Below are 17,027 nucleotides of genomic sequence, written 5' to 3'. Positions count from 1 at the left end.
GGGGTCTGGTCCTTTTGTTTTTATTCGCACTCCTGGGGGGGGGGCCCCACCCCGTGGCGGCGGGTCTTCACGTTGACGCCCTCCTCCCCGGGGCCGGCCCCACCGGGGGGGGGGCCGGCCGGCCCGCGTGACCACGTCGTTCCCACATCGCGGGACGTGGAATGAGGGGCGGCGGCGGCCCGGTTGATGCGGGCATGGACATCGGTGTGGTGTTACCCGCCGGCCGGGCGGGGGCCAACCTCGTCGACGAGGTGGTGGCGGACGCGCGGCTGGTCGCCGAGCTGGGGCTGCGCTCGGCCTGGTTCCCGCAGCTCTTCGACTACGACGCGATCGCGCTGGCCGCCCTCGTGGGGCGGGAGGTGCCGGAGCTGGCGGTGGGCACGTCGATCGTGCCGATCTACGGCAGGCACCCGCTCACCGTCGCCGCGGCGGCGCAGACCGCCCAGGCGGCCACCCGCGGGCGGTTCACGCTGGGGGTGGGGCTGGGCGCGAAGTCGTTCGTCGAGCCCGTCTACGGGGTGCCGCACGAGCGGCCCGCCGCGCACCTGCGCGAGTACCTGACCGTGCTGCGGGAGGTGCTGGCCACGGGGTCGGTGGACTTCGCGGGCGAGACGCTGACCGCGCGCACGCCGGTGCCCGCGGCGTTGCCGGGCGCCGAGCCCGCGCCGTTGCTGGTCGCGGCGATGGCCCCGCTGGCGCTGCGGGCGGCGGGGGAGTTGGCCGACGGCATCCTGCCGTTCCTGGCCGGGCCCCGGGCCCTGGCCGACCACGTCGTGCCCGAGTTGCGCCGCGCCTCGCCGGGGGACCCGAGGGTGGTGGCGGCGGTGCCGGTGGTGGTGACCGACGACGTGGAGCGGGCCCGTGCCGAAGCCGTGGCGGCGCTCTCGTTCTACGACGGCATCCCGTCCTACCGGCGGGTGATCGAGCTGGAGGGCGTGGCGTCGGCCGCCGAACTGGCGGTGATCGGCGACGAGGACGCCGTGGCGGCGGAGCTGCGCCGGTACGGGGACGCGGGCGCGACGTCGATCGTGGCGACGCAGACCGCGCTGGCGGGTGACGAGGACCGGCTGCGGACGTGGCGGTTCCTGGGTGAGCTGGCGAGCAAGGGGAACGACTTCGTGGAAAGGGGTGCCCGGTGACCGGTGTGGTGGGCGAGCGGGTGGACGTGGAGCGGTTCGTCGAGGACTGGCGCGCGTGGAAGGAGGAGCGGGAGCGGGACCTGGCCGACCCGTACGGCTGGCTGGCGCTGGTCTCGCTGGACTGGCTGGAGGACGCGCCCCGGGCCTACCCCGGGCTGCCCGGCGTGTGGTGGCAGGACGAGGAGGCGGCGCACTTCGACCCGAGGGGGGCGGAGGGCGTCCTCCACGAGGGTGAGCCGGTCACCGCGCCGCTGCGGTTCGCGCTGGTCCAGAGCGGGCCGGGGGTCCGGGTGACGGCCGGCGGCGTGGAGGTCGAGGTGGCCCGGCGCGGCGGTTACCTGATCCGGGTGCACGACCCGGAGGCGCCCGTGCTGAAGGGGTTCCGCGGCGTGCCCGCCTACGAGCCGCGGCCGGAGTGGGTGCTCACCGGTACTTACGAGCCCTTCGACGAGCCCCGGCCCACGACCGTCGGCGCGGTCGTGGAGGGGTTGACCCACGTCTACACCGCGCCCGGCGTGGTGCGGTTCCGGCACGGCGGCGAGGAGCACGCGCTGACCGCGTTCAACGGCAAGGACGGCGGGCTGAGCATCCTGTTCACCGACGCCACCAGCGGGGTGACCACCTACGCGGCGAACCGGTCGCTGTCCGTGCCGCCGCCGGGCGAGGACGGCGCGGTGGTGCTGGACTTCACCCGCGCGGTGAACCTGCCGTGCGCCTTCACCGACTTCGCCACGTGCCCGCTGCCGCCCGAGGGCAACCGGCTGCCGTTCGCGGTCGAGGCGGGGGAGAAGACGCCGCACGAGCGCTCCTGACGGCGCGGACCCGGCCCGGGGAGCACACCCCCGGGTCGGGTCGCGCGAGGTTGCGCAAGCTTGCGACAAGCCTTGACCCGCTCGAGGGAACCGCCCGACGATCGTGCTCCTCGCGCGAGCACGCACCGGCGCCCGGCTCGGCCACCGACCGGTGGCGGAGCCGCGCCCCGCGTCCGTCCGGAAAGGACTCGTCGAGTGCGCAGATCCCCCAAGGCCCTCTTAGCCGTCGTGCCCGTCGTGGCCGTCGTGGCCGTCGTGGCCGTCGTGGCCGCGAGCCTCCTGCTCGCCACCCTGCCCGCCACCGCCGCCCCCGCCGGTTCCGGCGGCGGTCCGGGTGTCCGGGACGCCGCGTGGCCGCCGACCCTGGCCGCCGCGGCGAACCGGACCGGCCGCTACTTCGGCGCCGCCGTGGCCGCGAACAAGCTGGACGACCCGGTGTACGCGGCGATCCTCGACCGCGAGTTCGACGTGGTCACGCCCGAGAACGAGCTGAAGCTCGACGCCACCGAGCCGAGGCGGGGCGAGTTCTCCTTCGGCAACGCCGACCGCATCGTCGACCACGCCCTCGCGCGGGGCAAGGAGGTCCGCGGCCACACCCTGCTGTGGCACTCGGGGCTGCCGGGCTGGTTGCAGAACCTGACCGGCGCCGCGCTGCGGCAGGCGATGCTGGACCACGTCACCGGGGTCGTGTCCCACTACCGCGGCAGGATCCACTCGTGGGACGTGGTGAACGAGGCGTTCGCCGACGGCACCTCCGGGAGGCGGCGCGACTCCAGCTTCCAGCGCACCGGCGACGACTGGATCGAGGCGGCGTTCCGCACCGCGCGGGCTGCGGACCCGGGCGCGAAGCTCTGCTACAACGACTACAACATCGAGGACTGGGCGCACGCCAAGACCCAGGCCGTGCACCGGATGGTGCAGGACTTCAGGTCCCGCGGCGTGCCCATCGACTGCGTCGGCATCCAGGCGCACTTCAACGGCGTCAACCCGCTGCCCGCCGATTTCCGGACCACGCTGCGGAACTTCGCCGCGCTCGGCGTGGACGTGCAGCTCACCGAGCTGGACGTCGAGGGTTCCGGCGCGGCGCAGGCCGACAGCTACCGCCGGGTCGTCCAGGACTGCCTCTCGGTGCCCCGGTGCACCGGGATCACGGTGTGGGGCGTCCGCGACACCGACTCGTGGCGGGCCTCGGGCACCCCGCTCCTGTTCGACGGCCGAGGTGAGCGGAAGCCCGCCTACTGGGCGACGCTGTTCGCGCTGCTCGCCGGCTGATCGCGGGGCTGCTGGGGGGCGGAGGGGGCGGACGGGGGCCGACGGGACAGCCCGCCTCCCGGCCGCCGGGACGGGCAGCTCGGTCGCGCCTCCCGCGCTCCGCCCGCCTCCCGGCTACGCCGACGCCGCCAGGCCGGTCTTCAGCGCGCGCGTGATCTCCACCGCGCGGCGCGCCTGGAACGCGATCGCGTCCAGCTCCACCTGGCCGGGCGGCACCTGGCCGTTGTTGGAGACGTGGCTGGTGCCGTACGGGTTGCCGGCCTGGAACTGGATCGGGTCGGCGTAGCCGGGCGGGACGAGGATGCAGCCCCAGTGGTAGAAGACGTTGTTGATCGCGGTGATCGTGGTCTCCTGGCCGCCGTGCGCGGTGGCCGCCGAGGTGAACGAGGTCGCCACCTTGTTGACCAGCTTGCCCGCGCCCCACAGCGGGCCCGCCGTGTCCAGGAACTGCTTGAGCTGCGCCGAGGGCAGGCCGAACCGGGTGGGGCTGCCGAAGACCAGCAGGTCGGCCCACTCCAGGTCGTCCAGGGTCGCCTCGGGGAGGTCCTGGGTCTGCTTGGCGTGGGTCGCCCAGCCCTGGTTGCTGGCGATCGCCTCCTCGGGCGCGAGTTCCCGCACCTTCCGCAGCCGCACTTCCGACCCGGCGTGTTCGGCGGCCTTGGCGGCGGCCTGCGCCAGGGCGTGCACGCTGCCGGTGGCGGAGTAGTAGATGACAGCGGTCTTCAGGTCCGACATCGGCTCTCCCGGTTCGGCGTGGTCGGGGGTCAGGGGGTGGCGTACCCGCTGGGGTGCGGGCCTCACCTCGATCCCGGAAGTGGACCTGATCGGGTCACCGCTTTCGAACTGTTGCGAAACTATTTGCGATCCATTTTCGCTGAACTACGCCAAGTTGACCTGTCAAGGGTTGCATCGATTCAGGAAATCGGAACATCTTCGCTGCTCAGGCCGATGATTGTCTTTCGCACAAATATCGATACTATCGGGGCCATGTGTCGACTGACGATGGGTCGCGCCGCGACAGGAGTTCCGCCCGCCGCAGTGGCCGGGGTCGCCCGTCGCGGGTGCCGCGTCAGCCCGTCGACCAGGCGGCGGCCGCACGGACCCGCCGCGCCGCACCGGTCCGCGCCGCTGGTCGAGCTGGTCCTGCCCGCGTTGAACAGCTCCTGGGCCATGGAGCTGATGCGCGGCGTGGTGGACTCCGGCCTGGACGTGGTGATGTCCGCGCTGGGCGGCCGGTGCCGGTCGCTGGCCACCGGGCTGGTCGAGGCCCGCCGGGCCGGCGCGCTGCTGGTGCTGTGCCCGCTCGGCGCGGACGAGCGGCGCGTGCTCGCCGACGCCCGGATGCCGGTGGTGCTCATCGACCCCGTCGACGTGCCCGGTCCGGGACTGCCGAGCGTCGGCGCGGCCAACCGGGAGGGCGGCGCGACGGCGGCCCGGCACCTGCTGTCGCTCGGGCACCGCCGCATCGCCGTCGTCGGCGGCCCGCGCGACGTGCTGTGCAGCGACGCCCGCCTCGACGGGTTCCGCGCCGCGCTCGCCCGCGCCGGTGTCCGACCGGACGCCGCGCTGGTGCGCCACGCCGACTTCAGCCGCGAGGGCGGCTACCGGGAGGCGCGCGAACTGCTCGCCCTGCCCCGGCGTCCCACGGCCGTTTTCGCGGCCAACGACGAGCAGGCCCTCGGCGTGATCGACGCGGCCCGCGCGGCGGGGCTGTCGGTGCCCGGCGACCTGAGCGTGATCGGCTTCGACGACCTGCCGGCGGCCGGGCGGTCCTCGCCCGAGCTGAGCACCGTCCGCCAGCCGCTCGCCGAGATGGGCAGGCGCGCGGGGTGGCTGCTGGGCGACCTGATCCAGGGGCGGCCACCCGCCGCCGGGCGCGTCGAACTGGCCACCGAACTGGTCGTCCGGTCCTCGACGGGACGGCCCTGACCCGCCCCTCGCCCGATCGCGGGGCGCGGGACCGGCGCCCGACGAGCCGGTGATCGCACCCGGTCACCCCGTCGAACCCGGTCCGACCGAACCCGGCCCGACCGAACCCGCGCCGGCCGACCCGGGCAGCCGCCGACCACGCAACCCGCGCCCTGGTGAAGTTCTTCACCGCGCCCCGACCTCGCGGTTCCCGGCGCGGCTGACGCGGCGCGGAAGAACAAGACTGTTCCCGCGCGCCGGCCACCCGCACCCTCTGTGCCACCGGACCACCGGTTCACCGGTTCACGGAGGAGCAGCGGCGTGAGCACCAGCGAGTTCGACCTGGAACAGCAGCACCTCACCGAGCTGTACGCGCACCTGGACGCCCTGCGCCGCGAGGCGGCGGAACGCCTGGCGGCCGCGCGGCGCGCCGGCGACGACGGCGCGGAGGCGGTCTGGCGCGCGGAGGCGACCAGGCTGGACGCGGTGGAGCACGGGCTGTGCTTCGGGCGGCTGGACCTGCACGACGGCCGCCGCGTCTACGTGGGCCGGTTGGGGCTGTTCCGGGAGGGCGAGGGCGAACCCCTGCTGGTGGACTGGCGCGCGCCCGCCGCCCGGCCGTTCTACGCGGCGACGGCCGTCGAACCGCACGGCGTCCGGCGCCGGCGGCACATCACCACGCGGGACCGGGCGGTCGTCGCCCTGGACGACGAGCTGCTCGACCCGGACCACGCCGGCGGCGACCTGGTCGTGGTCGGGCAGGCGGCGCTGCTCGCGGCGGTGACCGGCGGGCTGCGGGAGGTCGTCGCGACCCTGCGGGCCGAGCAGGACCGGGTCGTCCGGCACGCGCACCGCGGGGTGCTGGTGGTGCAGGGCGGTCCGGGCACCGGCAAGACCGCCGTCGCGCTGCACCGGGTGGCCCACCTGCTGTACGCGCACCGGCACCTGCGCGACCGCGGTGTCCTGGTCGTGGGGCCCAGCCGGGTCTTCCTCGACCACATCGGCCAGGTGCTGCCCGGCCTCGGCGAGCACGACGTGGTGACCACGACCGTCGCCGACCTGCTGCCGGGCGTCCGGGTCAGCCGGGTCGACCCGCCGGAGACCGCCTGGCGCAAGGGCCGGGCGGACCTGGCCGAGCGGCTGGCGGCCGAGGTGCGGTCCCGGGTCCGGGTCCCCGACCGGCCGGTCGAGGTCGAGTTCGAGCGCCTGGTGCTGCGGCTCGACCCGGGGACGTGCCGCCGCGCCGTGCGGGCGGCCCGGCGGACCGGGCTGCCGCACGACCAGGCCGGGCTGGTGTTCCAGCGCGAGGTCGTGGACGCGCTGGCGCGCGACCTGGCCGACCTCCTGGAGGGGGTCGTGCTCACCGACACCGGCGAGGCGATCGACGGCGGCAGCCCGGACGGGCGGCTCGGCGAGGCCGACCTCCGCGCCCTGGCGGCCGCGGGCGTGGTGCTGGACGACGACGATGACGACGGCCCGCGGACCCTGCTGGACGAGACCGACCGGGCCGCCCTGCGGGACGCCCTGCTCGCCGACGCCGGCGTCCGGTCCGCGCTCGACGGGCTGTGGCCGCCGCTGACGCCGGAGGGCGTGGTGGGCGACCTGCTCGGCACGCCGGGGGAGGGGTGGAGCGCCGAGGACGTGCCGCTGCTGGACGAGGCCGACGCCCTGATCCGCGGCGGCGGCGCGCGGGCGGTGTTCGGGCACGTGGTCGTGGACGAGGCGCAGGAGCTGTCGGAGATGGCGTGGCGGGCGGTGGTGCGCCGGTGCCCGAGCCGGTCGATGACCGTGGTCGGCGACCTCGCCCAGACCGGGAACCCGGCGGGCGCGTCCTCGTGGGCGGACGTGCTGCGGCCGCACGTGGGCGACCGCTGGGAACTGGCCGAGCTGACGGTCAACTACCGCACCCCGGCGGAGGTCATGGAGGTCGCCGCCGCCCTGCTCGCCACCCACCACCCCGAGCTGAGCCCGCCCCGGTCGGTCCGCTCGACCGGTGAGCCGCCGTGGCGCGTGCGCACCACGCCCGACGGGCTGCCCGCGCTCGTCGCCCGGATCGCCGGCGCGCACGACGGGGGCCCGCTCGCGGTCATCGCGCCCGCCGCCCGCCACGACGCCCTGGCGGCGGGGTTGCCGGACGGGGCCGCCCTGCTCACCCCGGGCCGCGCCAAGGGGCTGGAGTTCGACGCGGTCCTGGTCGTCGACCCGGCGGCGATCCTCGCCGGCGGACCACTCGGCCACCACGACCTGTACGTCGCGATGACCAGGACGACCCGCCTGCTGGGCATCGTGCACCCCGGCCCGCCACCCGCCGAGCTGGCGGCCGTGCGGGAGGTCAAACGCTGACGGGCAGGGGGTGCCGGCGGAGCGGGAGGTCGAACGCTGGCGGGCGAGGGGGTGCCGGCGGACGGGTGTTCCCGCTGAGGTGGAGGGGCCGGCGCCGGCCTCAGGCCGGGCCGATCTCGTGCAGGTGCTCCTCCACCCAGTTCCGCAGCGCGCCCAGCGGCCGGGCCACGCCCCGACCCAGCGCGGTCAGCTCGTACTCCACGTGCAGCGGCACGGCCGGGTACACCGTGCGGTTGACGAAACCGCCGTCCTCCAGGCGGCGCAGGGTGGTGGTCAGCACCTTGGGGCTCACGCCCTCCAGGTGGCGCTGGAGCGCGCCGAAGCGCTGCGGTCCGGCCTCCAGCGCGCCGATGGCCAGCGCCGACCACTTGTTGGCCAGCAGGTCGAGCACCTCGCGGCACGGGCACTGGGCGGCGTAGACGTCGTGCTTGTCGTGCTGTCCGGTCGGGCAGGTCGCCGTCACCGCTGCTCTCCTCGCCTCTGAACTGCATGCTTCCTTTTGGATAGTAGTTCCCCTTGCGGGTTACTACTCCCTCGGGCATAGCGTTCCGGCTGTCGCCGGGCGCGGGGCCCGGCCGGTGGGAGGGAATTCCATGAGCACCATGCGCGCCGTCGTCCAGGACGTGTTCGGCGGTCCCGACGTGCTGCGGGTGGCCGACGTGCCGCGACCCGCGCCGCTGCCGACGGAGGTGCTGGTCCGCGTCGTGTCGGCCGGGGTGAACCCGGTCGACCACAAGACCAGGGGCGGGGGCGGGATGGCCGGCGTCCTCGGCGAGCCGCCGTTCACGGTGGGCTGGGACGTGTCCGGGGTGGTGGAGGAGGTCGGCTTCGGGGTGCACACCCTGGAGGTCGGCGACGAGGTCTACGGGATGCCGTGGTTCCCGCGCGCCGCCGGCGGCTACGCCGAGTACGTCACCGCGCCCTCGCGGCACTTCGCCCGCAAGCCGAAGACCCTCGACCACGACGCGGCCGCCGCGGTGCCGCTGGCCGCGCTGACCGCCTGGCAGGTCCTGGTGGACGCGGCCGGCGTGCGCGCCGGGCAGCGGGTGCTGGTCCACGCCGCCGCCGGTGGCGTCGGCCACTTCGCCGTCCAGCTCGCCAGGCACCTGGGCGCGCACGTCATCGGCACCGCCCGCGCCGACAAGCACGACTGGCTGCGCGGGATCGGCGCGGACGAGGTCGTGGACTACACCGCCACCCGCTTCGAGGACGCGATCCGGGACGTGGACGTCGTGGTGGACCTGGTCGGCGACGAGGTGGACGGCACGAGCACCAGGTCCCTGGCCACGCTGGCACCCGGCGGGCTGCTGGTCGCCGTGCCCAGCGGGGTGTCGCCCGAGCTGGCCGAGGCGGCGCGGGAGCGGGGCGTGCGGGCCCGCTCGTTCCTGGTCGAACCGGACGGCGCCGCGCTGGCGCGCCTGGCCGGGCTGATCGACGAGGGCGTGGTCGAGGTCGAGGTGGCGGAGGTGCTGCCGCTGGAGCGGGCCGCGCGGGCGCACGAGCTGCTGGCCGGCGGGCGCGTGCGGGGCAAGCTCGTGCTGCGGGTCGCCCCCTGAGCCACCCCTGGGTCGTCCCCCGGGTCACCGCCCGCGCTCCACGGGCACGCCTCCAGTCCACAATGGACACCGGCGGAGGCGTTCCGGGTCGTTCGCCCCGCACCGCGCCGCCCACCGGCCTACAGTGGGTGCCGTGCCCCGCCGGACGCCCCAGCAGCTCGACGACCAGGTCGTCGACGGGGCCGCGGCGCTCTTCGCCCGGCACGGGTTCGAGGAGACGTCGCTGCGGCGCGTCGCCGAGGTGGTCGGCTTCTCCAAGGCCGGCCTGCTGCACCACTACCCGTCCAAGGAGGCGTTGCGCGGCGCGGTGGTCCAGCGGTGCCTCGTCGAGGTGCGGATGATCACCGCCGGGGTCGCGCACCGGCCGCCGGGCCCGGACCGGGACCGCGAGGCGCTCGCCGCGCTGGCCGAGCTGGCGCTGCGGCGGCCGGGTTTCGCGGAGCTGATCCTGTCCGGGCTGGCCACCGCGCCGGACGGGGAGGAGGCGGTCGTGCTCCGGCCCGTGGTGTCGGCCCTCGTCGAGGCGTTCGCCGTCACCGCCGACACCGACCTGCCCCGCGGCCTGCGGGTGGTCGGGGCGCTGGGCGCGCTGGTGGTGGCGCGCGCAGCCCTGCGCGAGCCGCCGTCGCCGGACGAGGTCGGCCACCTCGTGGACCTGGCCTGCGACGCCCTGGGGCACCCGCGTCGCACGGACGGGTGACACTCAGTCCTTTGTGGACATCACGCTCTCCCGCTCGGCCAGCGCGGTCCCCTCCACGTCCAGCCTCGGCAACCCGCGCAGCCAGCCGGGCAGCCACCACGCGGCCCGGCCCAGCAGCGCCAGCGCGGCGGGCACGGCGACCATGCGCACCACCACGGCGTCGAACAGCACGCCGGTGGCCAGGCCGAACGCGATCGGCTTGATCGCGTCGTCGCCCTCGGGCACGAAACCGGCGAACACGGAGAACATGATGGCCGCCGCCGCGACCACGACGGGCGCGGCCTGCCGGAACCCGGTCACCACCGCCCGGCGGGGTTCCTCGCCGTGCGCGTGCGCCTCGTGCATGCGGGAGACCAGGAACACCTGGTAGTCCATCGCCAGGCCGAACAGGATGCCGACGATGATGATCGGCGACAGGCTCATCAGCGGGCCGGTGCTGCCCGCCTGGACCACGTCGGCCAGCCAGCCCCACTGGAACACCGCCGTGGTCGCGCCCAGCGCCGCGCCGATGGTCAGCAGGAAGCCCAGCACGCCGACCACCGGGACCGGGATGGAGCGGAACACCAGGACCAGCAGGACCAGCGCGAGGCCCACGACCAGCACCAGGTAGACCGGCAGGGCGCGGTCGAGCTGGTGGGACACGTCGATGCTGACCGCGGTGGCGCCGGTGACGTACACGCGGGCGCCGTCGGTGTCGGCGATCCGGTCGCGCAGCGCGTGCACCAGCTCCTCGGTCGCGTCGTCGTCGGGCGCGGAGGACGGGATGACGGTGAGCAGCGCGGCCGACTGGTCGGCGTTGAGCCGCGGAGGGGTCACCAGGGACACGTCGGGCAGCGCGGCGGCCTGCTCGCGGACCTCCGCCGACCGCGGCGCGGCGTCGGCTCCGTCGACCAGCACCAGCAGGGGGCCGGTGAAGCCGGGGCCGAAGTGGTCGGAGACCAGCCGGTCGGCGCGGGCCTGCGTGGTGTCGGGCGCCGGGTGCTGGATCAGCGAGGTGCGCATCGACAGCACCGGGACCGCGACCACGCCGAGCACGACGACCGCGACCAGCAGGCTCGTCCAGCGGTGGCGGGTCACCGCGGTCGCCCAGCCGCGGTAGAAGCCGCGGTCGGGCTGTTCGGCGTGCTCTGCGTGCTCTGCGGGTGCCTCGCGGGCCTTGCGCGGCAGCGCGCGGGCGCCGATGAACCCGAGCATCGCCGGGACCAGCGTGACCGCGACCAGGACGGCGATGACCACGGTCGCCGCGGCGGCCAGGCCCATCTCGGTCAGGAACGGGATGCCGGTCACCGCCAGCCCGCACAGCGCGATCACCACGGTCAGGCCCGCGGTCACCACGGCGGACCCGGCGGTGCCGACCGCCGTCGCCGCCGCCTCCGGCACCGACCGGCCGGACAGCAGCTCGTGCCGGTGCCGGGTGACGATGAACAGCGCGTAGTCGATGCCCACGGCCAATCCGAGCATCATCGCCAGGATCGGCGTGGTCGACTGGAGTTGCACCACGCCGGTCAGCGCGCTGATGCCCAGCGCCCCGACCCCGACGCCCACGCCCGCGGTCAGCAGGTTCATGCCCGCGGTGACCAGGGAGCCGTAGGTGACCGCCAGCACGACCAGCGCCACGACCACGCCGATCGCCCTGGCCGGTCCGCCGACGGAGACGGGTTCCTGGGTGGCGTCGCCGCGCGCCTCCACGTCCAGGCCGCCGCCCCGCGCGCGGTCGACCGCGTCCAGCAGCGCCGCGCGCTGGTCGTCCGTGACCTCGGCGGCCTGCGTCGTGTAGGTGACGGTGCTGTAGGCCGCGCGCCGGTCGGGGGAGACCACCGGTGACGCCGGGTCGAGCGGGTTGGTCGCCGACCCGACACCGGGCAGCCGCCCCAGCTCGCCGACCAGCTCGGACACCCGCCGGGCCGTGGCGGGGTCGGTGATCGCGCCGCCGTCCGGGGCGCGCACGACGACCTGCGCCTCGGCGCCCGAGGACGTGTCGCCGAACCGCTCGGAGAGGAGGTCCAGCGCGGTGGTCGACTCCTGGCCGGGTATCTCGAAGGCGTCGGTGGTCTCGTCGGACAGCGTGAGCGCGGCCGCGCCGACCCCGAGCAGCACCAGCAGCCAGACGACGACCACCACGCCTCGGCGGCGGACCGACGCGAGCCCGAGGCGGTGCAGCAGTGTTGCCATGATCAGGTCCGTTCCGGGGTCGCGGGCGTCGGTCCGACGCCGCGTCCCGCCGAGTCCCGCCGTTGGTCTTTTCGGACCCGGGTTTCCGACCGGAGCGGTCGAAAACCGCCCGCGCGGGTGGTCCACCGGGGTGGGGGACCCGGCAGGGCGTGACCGGACCACCCGACGCGCACCACCGACGCGGACCGGCGAACCCCGCCCCCGCCGCTCGCCGGGAGCGGCGGGGACGGGGCGCGTCACGCGACGGCGGTCCCCTCCAGCTCGACCATCAGGGTCGGGATCGCCAACCGCGTCACCCCGAGCATCGTGGTCGTCGGCGCCACCCCGGCGGCGCCCAACCGCGACGCCAGCACGCCGTAGTGCCGGAAGAGCAGGTCCACGTCGGTGGTGTAGACGTTGAGCCGCACGAGGTTGGCGAGGGACATGCCGGCCTCGGCGAGGACGGCCTCCAGGTTGTCCAGGCTCAGCGCCACCTGCGCCGCCATGTCACCGGCGTGCCGGGGCTCGCCGTCGCCGCCCATCGCGGTCTGCCCGGCGCAGTACAGGGTCCGGGTCTGCCCGGAGACGACCTCCCCCTGGTGGTAGCCCAGCTCCGCGGACCACGTCCACGGGTTGACCGCCGTTCGTTCCACAGCCACATCTGCTCCATTCGATCCGTTGACGCCACGCGCGCCCGGCGGCTCGGCAGCCGCCGGCACCGACGTCGTGCGAGCAGCCTCCCCGCGAATCACGACACCCTGTGTCGTGTATTCCAGTAGGGTTTTCGCGTGCGCGCCGACCGGTTGGTCTCGCTGGTGCTGCTGCTGCGCCGGCGCGGTCGGCTGTCCGCCGCCACGCTCGCCCGCGAGCTGGAGGTGTCCACCCGCACCGTGCTGCGCGACGTCGAGGCGCTGTCCGCGGCCGGCGTCCCGGTCTACGCCGAACGCGGCCGGCACGGCGGTTTCGCGCTGCTGCCCGGTTTCCGGACGGAGCTGACGGGGCTGAACCACGACGAGGCGCTGGCCCTGCTGATCGCCGGGTCACGGCGCGGCGCGCAGGCGTTCGGCCTCGGCTCGGCGCTCGCGTCCGCGATGCTCAAGGTGGTCGACGCGCTGCCCGAGGGCCACCGGGCCGCCGCGGACGGCGTGGCCGAGCGGTTGCTCATCGACCCGGAGACCGACCTGCTCTCGCGGCGCGTGGTCGCCGACGAGGTGCCCGACGCCGTGGTGGCCGAGATCCGGCGCGCGGTGTTCGCCGGGCGCCGGCTGCGCCTGCGCTACGCGGCCGTGGACCAGCCGCCCCGGTGGCGCACGGTGGACCCGATCGGCCTGGTCACCGTGCGCGACCAGGGCTACCTGCTGGCCACGAGGTCCGGCGAGGACCGCACCTACCGGCTGTCCCGGGTGCTGGCCGCCGAGGAGCTGGACGAACCCGCGCGGCGGGCGGACCGGGTCGACCTGGACCGGGCCTGGCAGGAGCGCGGCACGCGGTTCCGGACCGGCGGCGACCAGGTCACCGCGCTGGTCCGGGTGGACCCGGCGCGGCGGGAGGAGCTGGTGGGCACCGCGCTGGCCGTCCTCGCCGAGGGGACCGACGATGACGGTCGGCTGCGGCTGGAGGTGACCTTCCAGGACCCGCGCCACGCCGAGTGGGCGCTGTGGCAGCTCGCCACGAACGCGGAAGCCCTGTCACCGGGGTGGTTGCGCACCGCGCTGCGCGACCGCGCCGCCGCCATCGCCGCCCGCTACGGCGCGCCCGCCTGAGCGCCGACACGCGGTGCCGGCGGAACGTTCCGGGAGGATGCCCGACGTGGCGCGGTTGGCGGTGCTGGTGGGGTTGCAGGCGTCGGGCAAGAGCACGTTCTTCGCCCGCCACCTCGCGCCCACCCACCTGCACGTGAGCAAGGACCACTGGCCCAACGGCCGGCGGAAGGAGGCGCGGCAGCGGCGGGTCGTGGCGGAGGCGCTGGCGGAGGGCCGGTCGGTCGCGGTGGACAACACCAACCCCTCGGTCGAGGAGCGCGCGGCCCTGGTCGGGTTGGCGCGGGCCGCGGGCGTGCCGGTCGTCGCCTACTGGTTCCCGCCCGACCTGGACGCCTCGCTGCGGCGCAACGCCGAGCGGACCGGCCGGGCCCGCGTGCCCGACGTGGGCCTGTTCGCCACGGCGAAGCGCCTGGAACCGCCCACGCGCGAGGAGGGCTTCGACGCGCTGCACGTGGTGACCTTCGACGGCACGGGCGGTTTCACCGTTACGCCGCCGGACGTGACCGGGCCATGATGCGGGTGGGCCGGGCGCGTGGTCCGGCGGAAGCGGGTTGGCGATGGCGGACGACGCGCGCCGGGTGGTGACCCGGGAGCAGGTGGTGCTGGCCGGCTGCGAGCTGTTCCTCCGGCACGGCGGGGTGGACATGGAGCGGCTGGCGGCGACCCTCGCCATCAGCCGGGCGACGCTGTACCGCGTCGTGCGCGGCCGGGACGGGCTGCTCGGCGACGTGCTGTGGCTGCTCGCCGACCGGGTACTGGTCCGGGCGCGGCAGCGGCGCGCGAACGGCGGCGTCGAGGGCGTCCTGGAGGTCACCCGCTACTTCGTGGACCGGCTGCGGGCGGCGACGCCGTTCCGCGCGTTCCTGCGCGGCGAGCCCGACACGGCGGCCCGGGTGCTGTTCGGTGAGCCGGCCGGGGTGCACCGGCGGGCGGTCCGCGCGCAGCGGCGGATCCTGCTGGAGGTCGGCGGCGAGGACGCCACGGCGGGGTGGGGCGGCGTGCGGCCGGACCGCCCGGCACCGGACCGCCCGGGACCCGACCGCCCGGGACCCGACCGCCCGGGACCCGACCGCGCGGCGCTCGACCAGGTCGCGTTCCTCTACGTGCGCATCGTGGAGTCCGCGATCTACGCCGAACTGCTGGGCGGCGCGCCGCTGGACCCCGACCTGGTCGAGCGGGCCGCCCGGACCGTGCTGCTCCAACACCCCTGAGACCACCCCTGGGACCACCGCTGAGACCGCGGTCTCACGATCCCGGCGCGTGCTGGCGCTCCACCGACGACGGCCGGCAGGTTCGCAGGTGCCCTTCCCCGACGACGAGGGAGTGTCGGTATGTCGCTGAGGCGCTCGATCCCGCTCGCGGTCCTGCTGGGGCTCCTGCTCCCGGCCGTCCCCGTGGCGGTGGCCGCACCGGGGTCACCCGTCACCGCGCCCGTGCCGCGGGTGGTCGGCCCGCTGCCCGGCACGGTGCCGGGGGACCGGCTCGCGGACCGGATCGAGGACACCTACCCGTTCTTCTCCACCCCCGACGACCTGGCCGCCGCCGGCTACGTCGAGCAGGAGTTCCACCTCTCCGGCACGGCCGACGGCTTCGCCGCGGACGGCGCGCCGGTGGCCGACGACGTGCCGTACGCGACCCGGATCGTGGTGCGGCGCCCCGCGCACGCGCGCGACTTCAGCGGCACCGCGCTGGTCGAGTGGCAGAACGTCACCGCGGGCTACGACCTGGACGCGCTGTGGCACGCCGAGTCGGTGGTGCGCGAGGGCCACGCCTGGATCGGGGTGTCGGCGCAGCGGGTCGGGGTCGACCAGCTGCGGGCGTGGAGCCCGGTCCGCTACGGGGACCTGGACGTGACCGGCGGCGGGCGCCTCACCGCCGACGAGCTGTCCTACGACGTGTTCACGCAGGCGGGGCGCGCCGTCGCGAACGGCTCGGTCACCGGCGGGCTGCGCGCGCGGACGCTGCTGGCCGTCGGCGCGTCCCAGTCCGCCGGGCGCATGACCGTGCTCTACGACCGCGTCCTGCCCCGGCAGGAGCCGGTGTTCGACGGCTACGGCTTCATCGTCGGCCCCGCCCCGACGCGCGCCGGCGCCGAGCCCGTCTTCCAGGTGCTGTCCGAGACCGACGTGCGCACCGCGCAGCGGCCGCCGGACACCGACCGGTTCCGCCGCTGGGAGGTGGCGGGCGGGGCGCACTCCGGCCACCACGGCCAGGTCTACCGGGAGCCGATCTCCGAGCGCGACCTCGGCGGCGCGCCCGAGTACGACTGCGACCGGCCGCCGTTCAGCCGGGTCCCGGTGCACCACGTGACCGCGGCGGCCTACGAGCACCTGCGGCGGTGGGTCGAGCGCGGCACGCCACCACCCGCGGCGCGGCCGCTGGAGTTCGAGGCCGACGGCGTGACCAAGAAGCGCGACGGGCTGGGCCTGGCGCTGGGCGGCATCCGGCTGTCGCAGGTCGCCGCGCCGACCGCGCTCAACACCGGCGACAACTCGGGCGAGACGTTCTGCCGGCTGTTCGGCACGCACGTCCCGTTCGACGAGCAGACCCTGGCGCGGCTCTACCCCGACCGGGCCGCCTACGTGCGGCGTGTGGTGGCCGCCGACCTCGCCAACGTCCACGCGGGTCACCTGCTGCCGGCCGACGCCAAGCAGAACCTGCGCGACGCGGTGGGTGCGCGGTGAGGCCCGCAGTGGTGAGGCCCGCAGTGGTGAAGCTAGCCGTGGTGAAGCTAGCCGTGGTGGTCGCGCTGCTGGTGTCGGTGACCGCGGCCCCGACCCCGGCCCGCGCCGGGGCCACCGCGCCCGCCCCCACCGTCCCGGTCGTCTTCGTGCACGGCCAGCAGGGTTCGGCGCAGCAGTGGCAGTCCAACGCCAAGCGGTTCTCCACCAACGGCTACCCGGACCGCCTGCTGCACGCCTACGAGTACGACACCACCGTGGCCGACAACGCCCAGGCCGTCGCCGGCCTCGACGCGTTCCTCGCCGACGTGCGCGCCCGCACCGGCTCGCCCTCCGTGGACGTCATCGCCCACTCCCGGGGCACGACCGTGATGCACGCCTTCCTCGCCACCCCGGAGCGGGCGGCCCTGGTGCGCCGGTACGTCAACGTGGACGGCCGCTCCAGCGCCTCGCCGCCCGGCGGGGTGCCCACCCTGGCGCTGTGGGGGAGCCTGCAGCCGAACGGGTCGATCGGCGGCGCCACCAACGTGTACCTGACCACCCTGGGGCACACCGAGACCACCACCTCGGCCGAGGGGTTCGCGCACGTCCACCGGTTCCTGCGCGACCGGGACGCACTCACCACGCGCGTGCTGCCCGAACCGCCGACCGCGGTCGAGATCGCCGGGATGGTCACCTGGTTCCCGCGCATAAGATTCTTGG

General features: G+C 75.5%; 16 protein-coding genes. 12 read left to right on the top strand and 4 right to left on the bottom strand.

Going from position 1 to position 17,027, the window contains the following annotated elements:
* Nucleotides 1-194 precede the first annotated feature (194 nt).
* The 3 genes from ACFV4N_RS26950 to ACFV4N_RS26940 all read left to right on the top strand — a co-directional run bounded on the left by ACFV4N_RS26950 (nt 195) and on the right by ACFV4N_RS26940 (nt 3,223).
* A complete protein-coding gene (locus ACFV4N_RS26950; RefSeq protein ID WP_499675388.1) occupies nt 195-1,139 on the top strand; it encodes a TIGR03564 family F420-dependent LLM class oxidoreductase in 945 nt (314 codons plus the stop codon).
* Nucleotides 1,136-1,951 carry a DUF1684 domain-containing protein gene (locus ACFV4N_RS26945; protein WP_499675387.1) on the top strand — a complete coding sequence of 272 codons (816 nt, stop codon included), beginning with the start codon at nt 1,136-1,138 and terminating at the stop codon, nt 1,949-1,951. The genes ACFV4N_RS26950 and ACFV4N_RS26945 overlap by 4 nt, the downstream gene beginning before the upstream one ends.
* Nucleotides 1,952-2,146: 195 nt before the next feature.
* Nucleotides 2,147-3,223: a glycoside hydrolase family 10 protein gene (locus ACFV4N_RS26940; protein WP_499675386.1), complete on the top strand. Its 1,077-nt coding sequence runs from the start codon at nt 2,147-2,149 to the stop codon at nt 3,221-3,223.
* Nucleotides 3,224-3,337: 114 nt separating this feature from the next.
* Here the strand turns inward: ACFV4N_RS26940 and wrbA are convergent, their stop codons facing one another.
* A complete protein-coding gene (wrbA, locus tag ACFV4N_RS26935) occupies nt 3,338-3,958 on the bottom strand; it encodes an NAD(P)H:quinone oxidoreductase (protein ID WP_499675385.1) in 621 nt (206 codons plus the stop codon).
* 252 nt (nt 3,959-4,210) lie between these two features.
* Here wrbA and ACFV4N_RS26930 point away from each other — a divergent pair, with 252 nt between their 5' ends.
* Both ACFV4N_RS26930 and ACFV4N_RS26925 read left to right on the top strand, forming a co-directional pair.
* Nucleotides 4,211-5,152 carry a substrate-binding domain-containing protein gene (locus ACFV4N_RS26930; RefSeq protein WP_499675384.1) on the top strand — a complete coding sequence of 314 codons (942 nt, stop codon included), beginning with the start codon at nt 4,211-4,213 and terminating at the stop codon, nt 5,150-5,152.
* 300 nt (nt 5,153-5,452) lie between these two features.
* The gene (locus ACFV4N_RS26925; protein ID WP_499675383.1) at nt 5,453-7,474 is read left to right on the top strand and encodes a HelD family protein; all 2,022 of its coding nucleotides are present in this window, start codon (nt 5,453-5,455) and stop codon (nt 7,472-7,474) included.
* A gap of 100 nt (nt 7,475-7,574) precedes the next feature.
* Here the strand turns inward: ACFV4N_RS26925 and ACFV4N_RS26920 are convergent, their stop codons facing one another.
* Nucleotides 7,575-7,937 (bottom strand): winged helix-turn-helix transcriptional regulator, encoded by a 363-nt coding sequence (locus ACFV4N_RS26920; protein WP_499675382.1) that lies wholly within the window; start codon nt 7,935-7,937, stop codon nt 7,575-7,577.
* Between the two features lie 139 nt (nt 7,938-8,076).
* Between ACFV4N_RS26920 and ACFV4N_RS26915 the strand changes: the two genes are divergently transcribed.
* Entirely contained in the window at nt 8,077-9,030 is a 954-nt protein-coding gene (locus ACFV4N_RS26915; protein WP_499675390.1) for an NADP-dependent oxidoreductase, read from the top strand.
* A gap of 133 nt (nt 9,031-9,163) precedes the next feature.
* Nucleotides 9,164-9,730 (top strand): TetR/AcrR family transcriptional regulator, encoded by a 567-nt coding sequence (locus tag ACFV4N_RS26910; protein ID WP_499675381.1) that lies wholly within the window; start codon nt 9,164-9,166, stop codon nt 9,728-9,730.
* A gap of 3 nt (nt 9,731-9,733) precedes the next feature.
* Here the strand turns inward: ACFV4N_RS26910 and ACFV4N_RS26905 are convergent, their stop codons facing one another.
* Nucleotides 9,734-11,902: an MMPL family transporter gene (locus ACFV4N_RS26905; RefSeq protein WP_499675380.1), complete on the bottom strand. Its 2,169-nt coding sequence runs from the start codon at nt 11,900-11,902 to the stop codon at nt 9,734-9,736.
* A 236-nt stretch (nt 11,903-12,138) separates the two neighbouring features.
* Nucleotides 12,139-12,534, bottom strand: coding sequence for a RidA family protein (locus ACFV4N_RS26900; RefSeq protein ID WP_499675389.1), 396 nt, complete (start codon nt 12,532-12,534; stop codon nt 12,139-12,141).
* 135 nt (nt 12,535-12,669) lie between these two features.
* On the opposite strand from ACFV4N_RS26900, the gene ACFV4N_RS26895 reads away from it, so the two are divergent.
* The 5 genes from ACFV4N_RS26895 to ACFV4N_RS26875 all read left to right on the top strand — a co-directional run.
* Nucleotides 12,670-13,644, top strand: coding sequence for a helix-turn-helix transcriptional regulator (locus ACFV4N_RS26895; protein ID WP_499675379.1), 975 nt, complete (start codon nt 12,670-12,672; stop codon nt 13,642-13,644).
* 37 nt (nt 13,645-13,681) lie between these two features.
* Nucleotides 13,682-14,158: an AAA family ATPase gene (locus ACFV4N_RS26890; protein WP_499675378.1), complete on the top strand. Its 477-nt coding sequence runs from the start codon at nt 13,682-13,684 to the stop codon at nt 14,156-14,158.
* Between the two features lie 43 nt (nt 14,159-14,201).
* Nucleotides 14,202-14,855, top strand: coding sequence for a TetR/AcrR family transcriptional regulator (locus tag ACFV4N_RS26885; protein WP_499675377.1), 654 nt, complete (start codon nt 14,202-14,204; stop codon nt 14,853-14,855).
* A gap of 120 nt (nt 14,856-14,975) precedes the next feature.
* Nucleotides 14,976-16,328 (top strand): alpha/beta hydrolase domain-containing protein, encoded by a 1,353-nt coding sequence (locus ACFV4N_RS26880; protein WP_499675376.1) that lies wholly within the window; start codon nt 14,976-14,978, stop codon nt 16,326-16,328.
* Between the two features lie 38 nt (nt 16,329-16,366).
* A partial coding sequence (locus ACFV4N_RS26875) for an esterase/lipase family protein (protein ID WP_499675375.1) occupies nt 16,367-17,027 on the top strand: 661 nt, incomplete at its 3' end.

The organism is Actinosynnema sp. NPDC059797, from assembly GCF_042732085.1.
Classification (GTDB): domain Bacteria; phylum Actinomycetota; class Actinomycetes; order Mycobacteriales; family Pseudonocardiaceae; genus Actinosynnema.
Note: the sequence above shows the minus strand (reverse complement) of the source record. Positions and strands in the feature narration are given on the sequence as shown.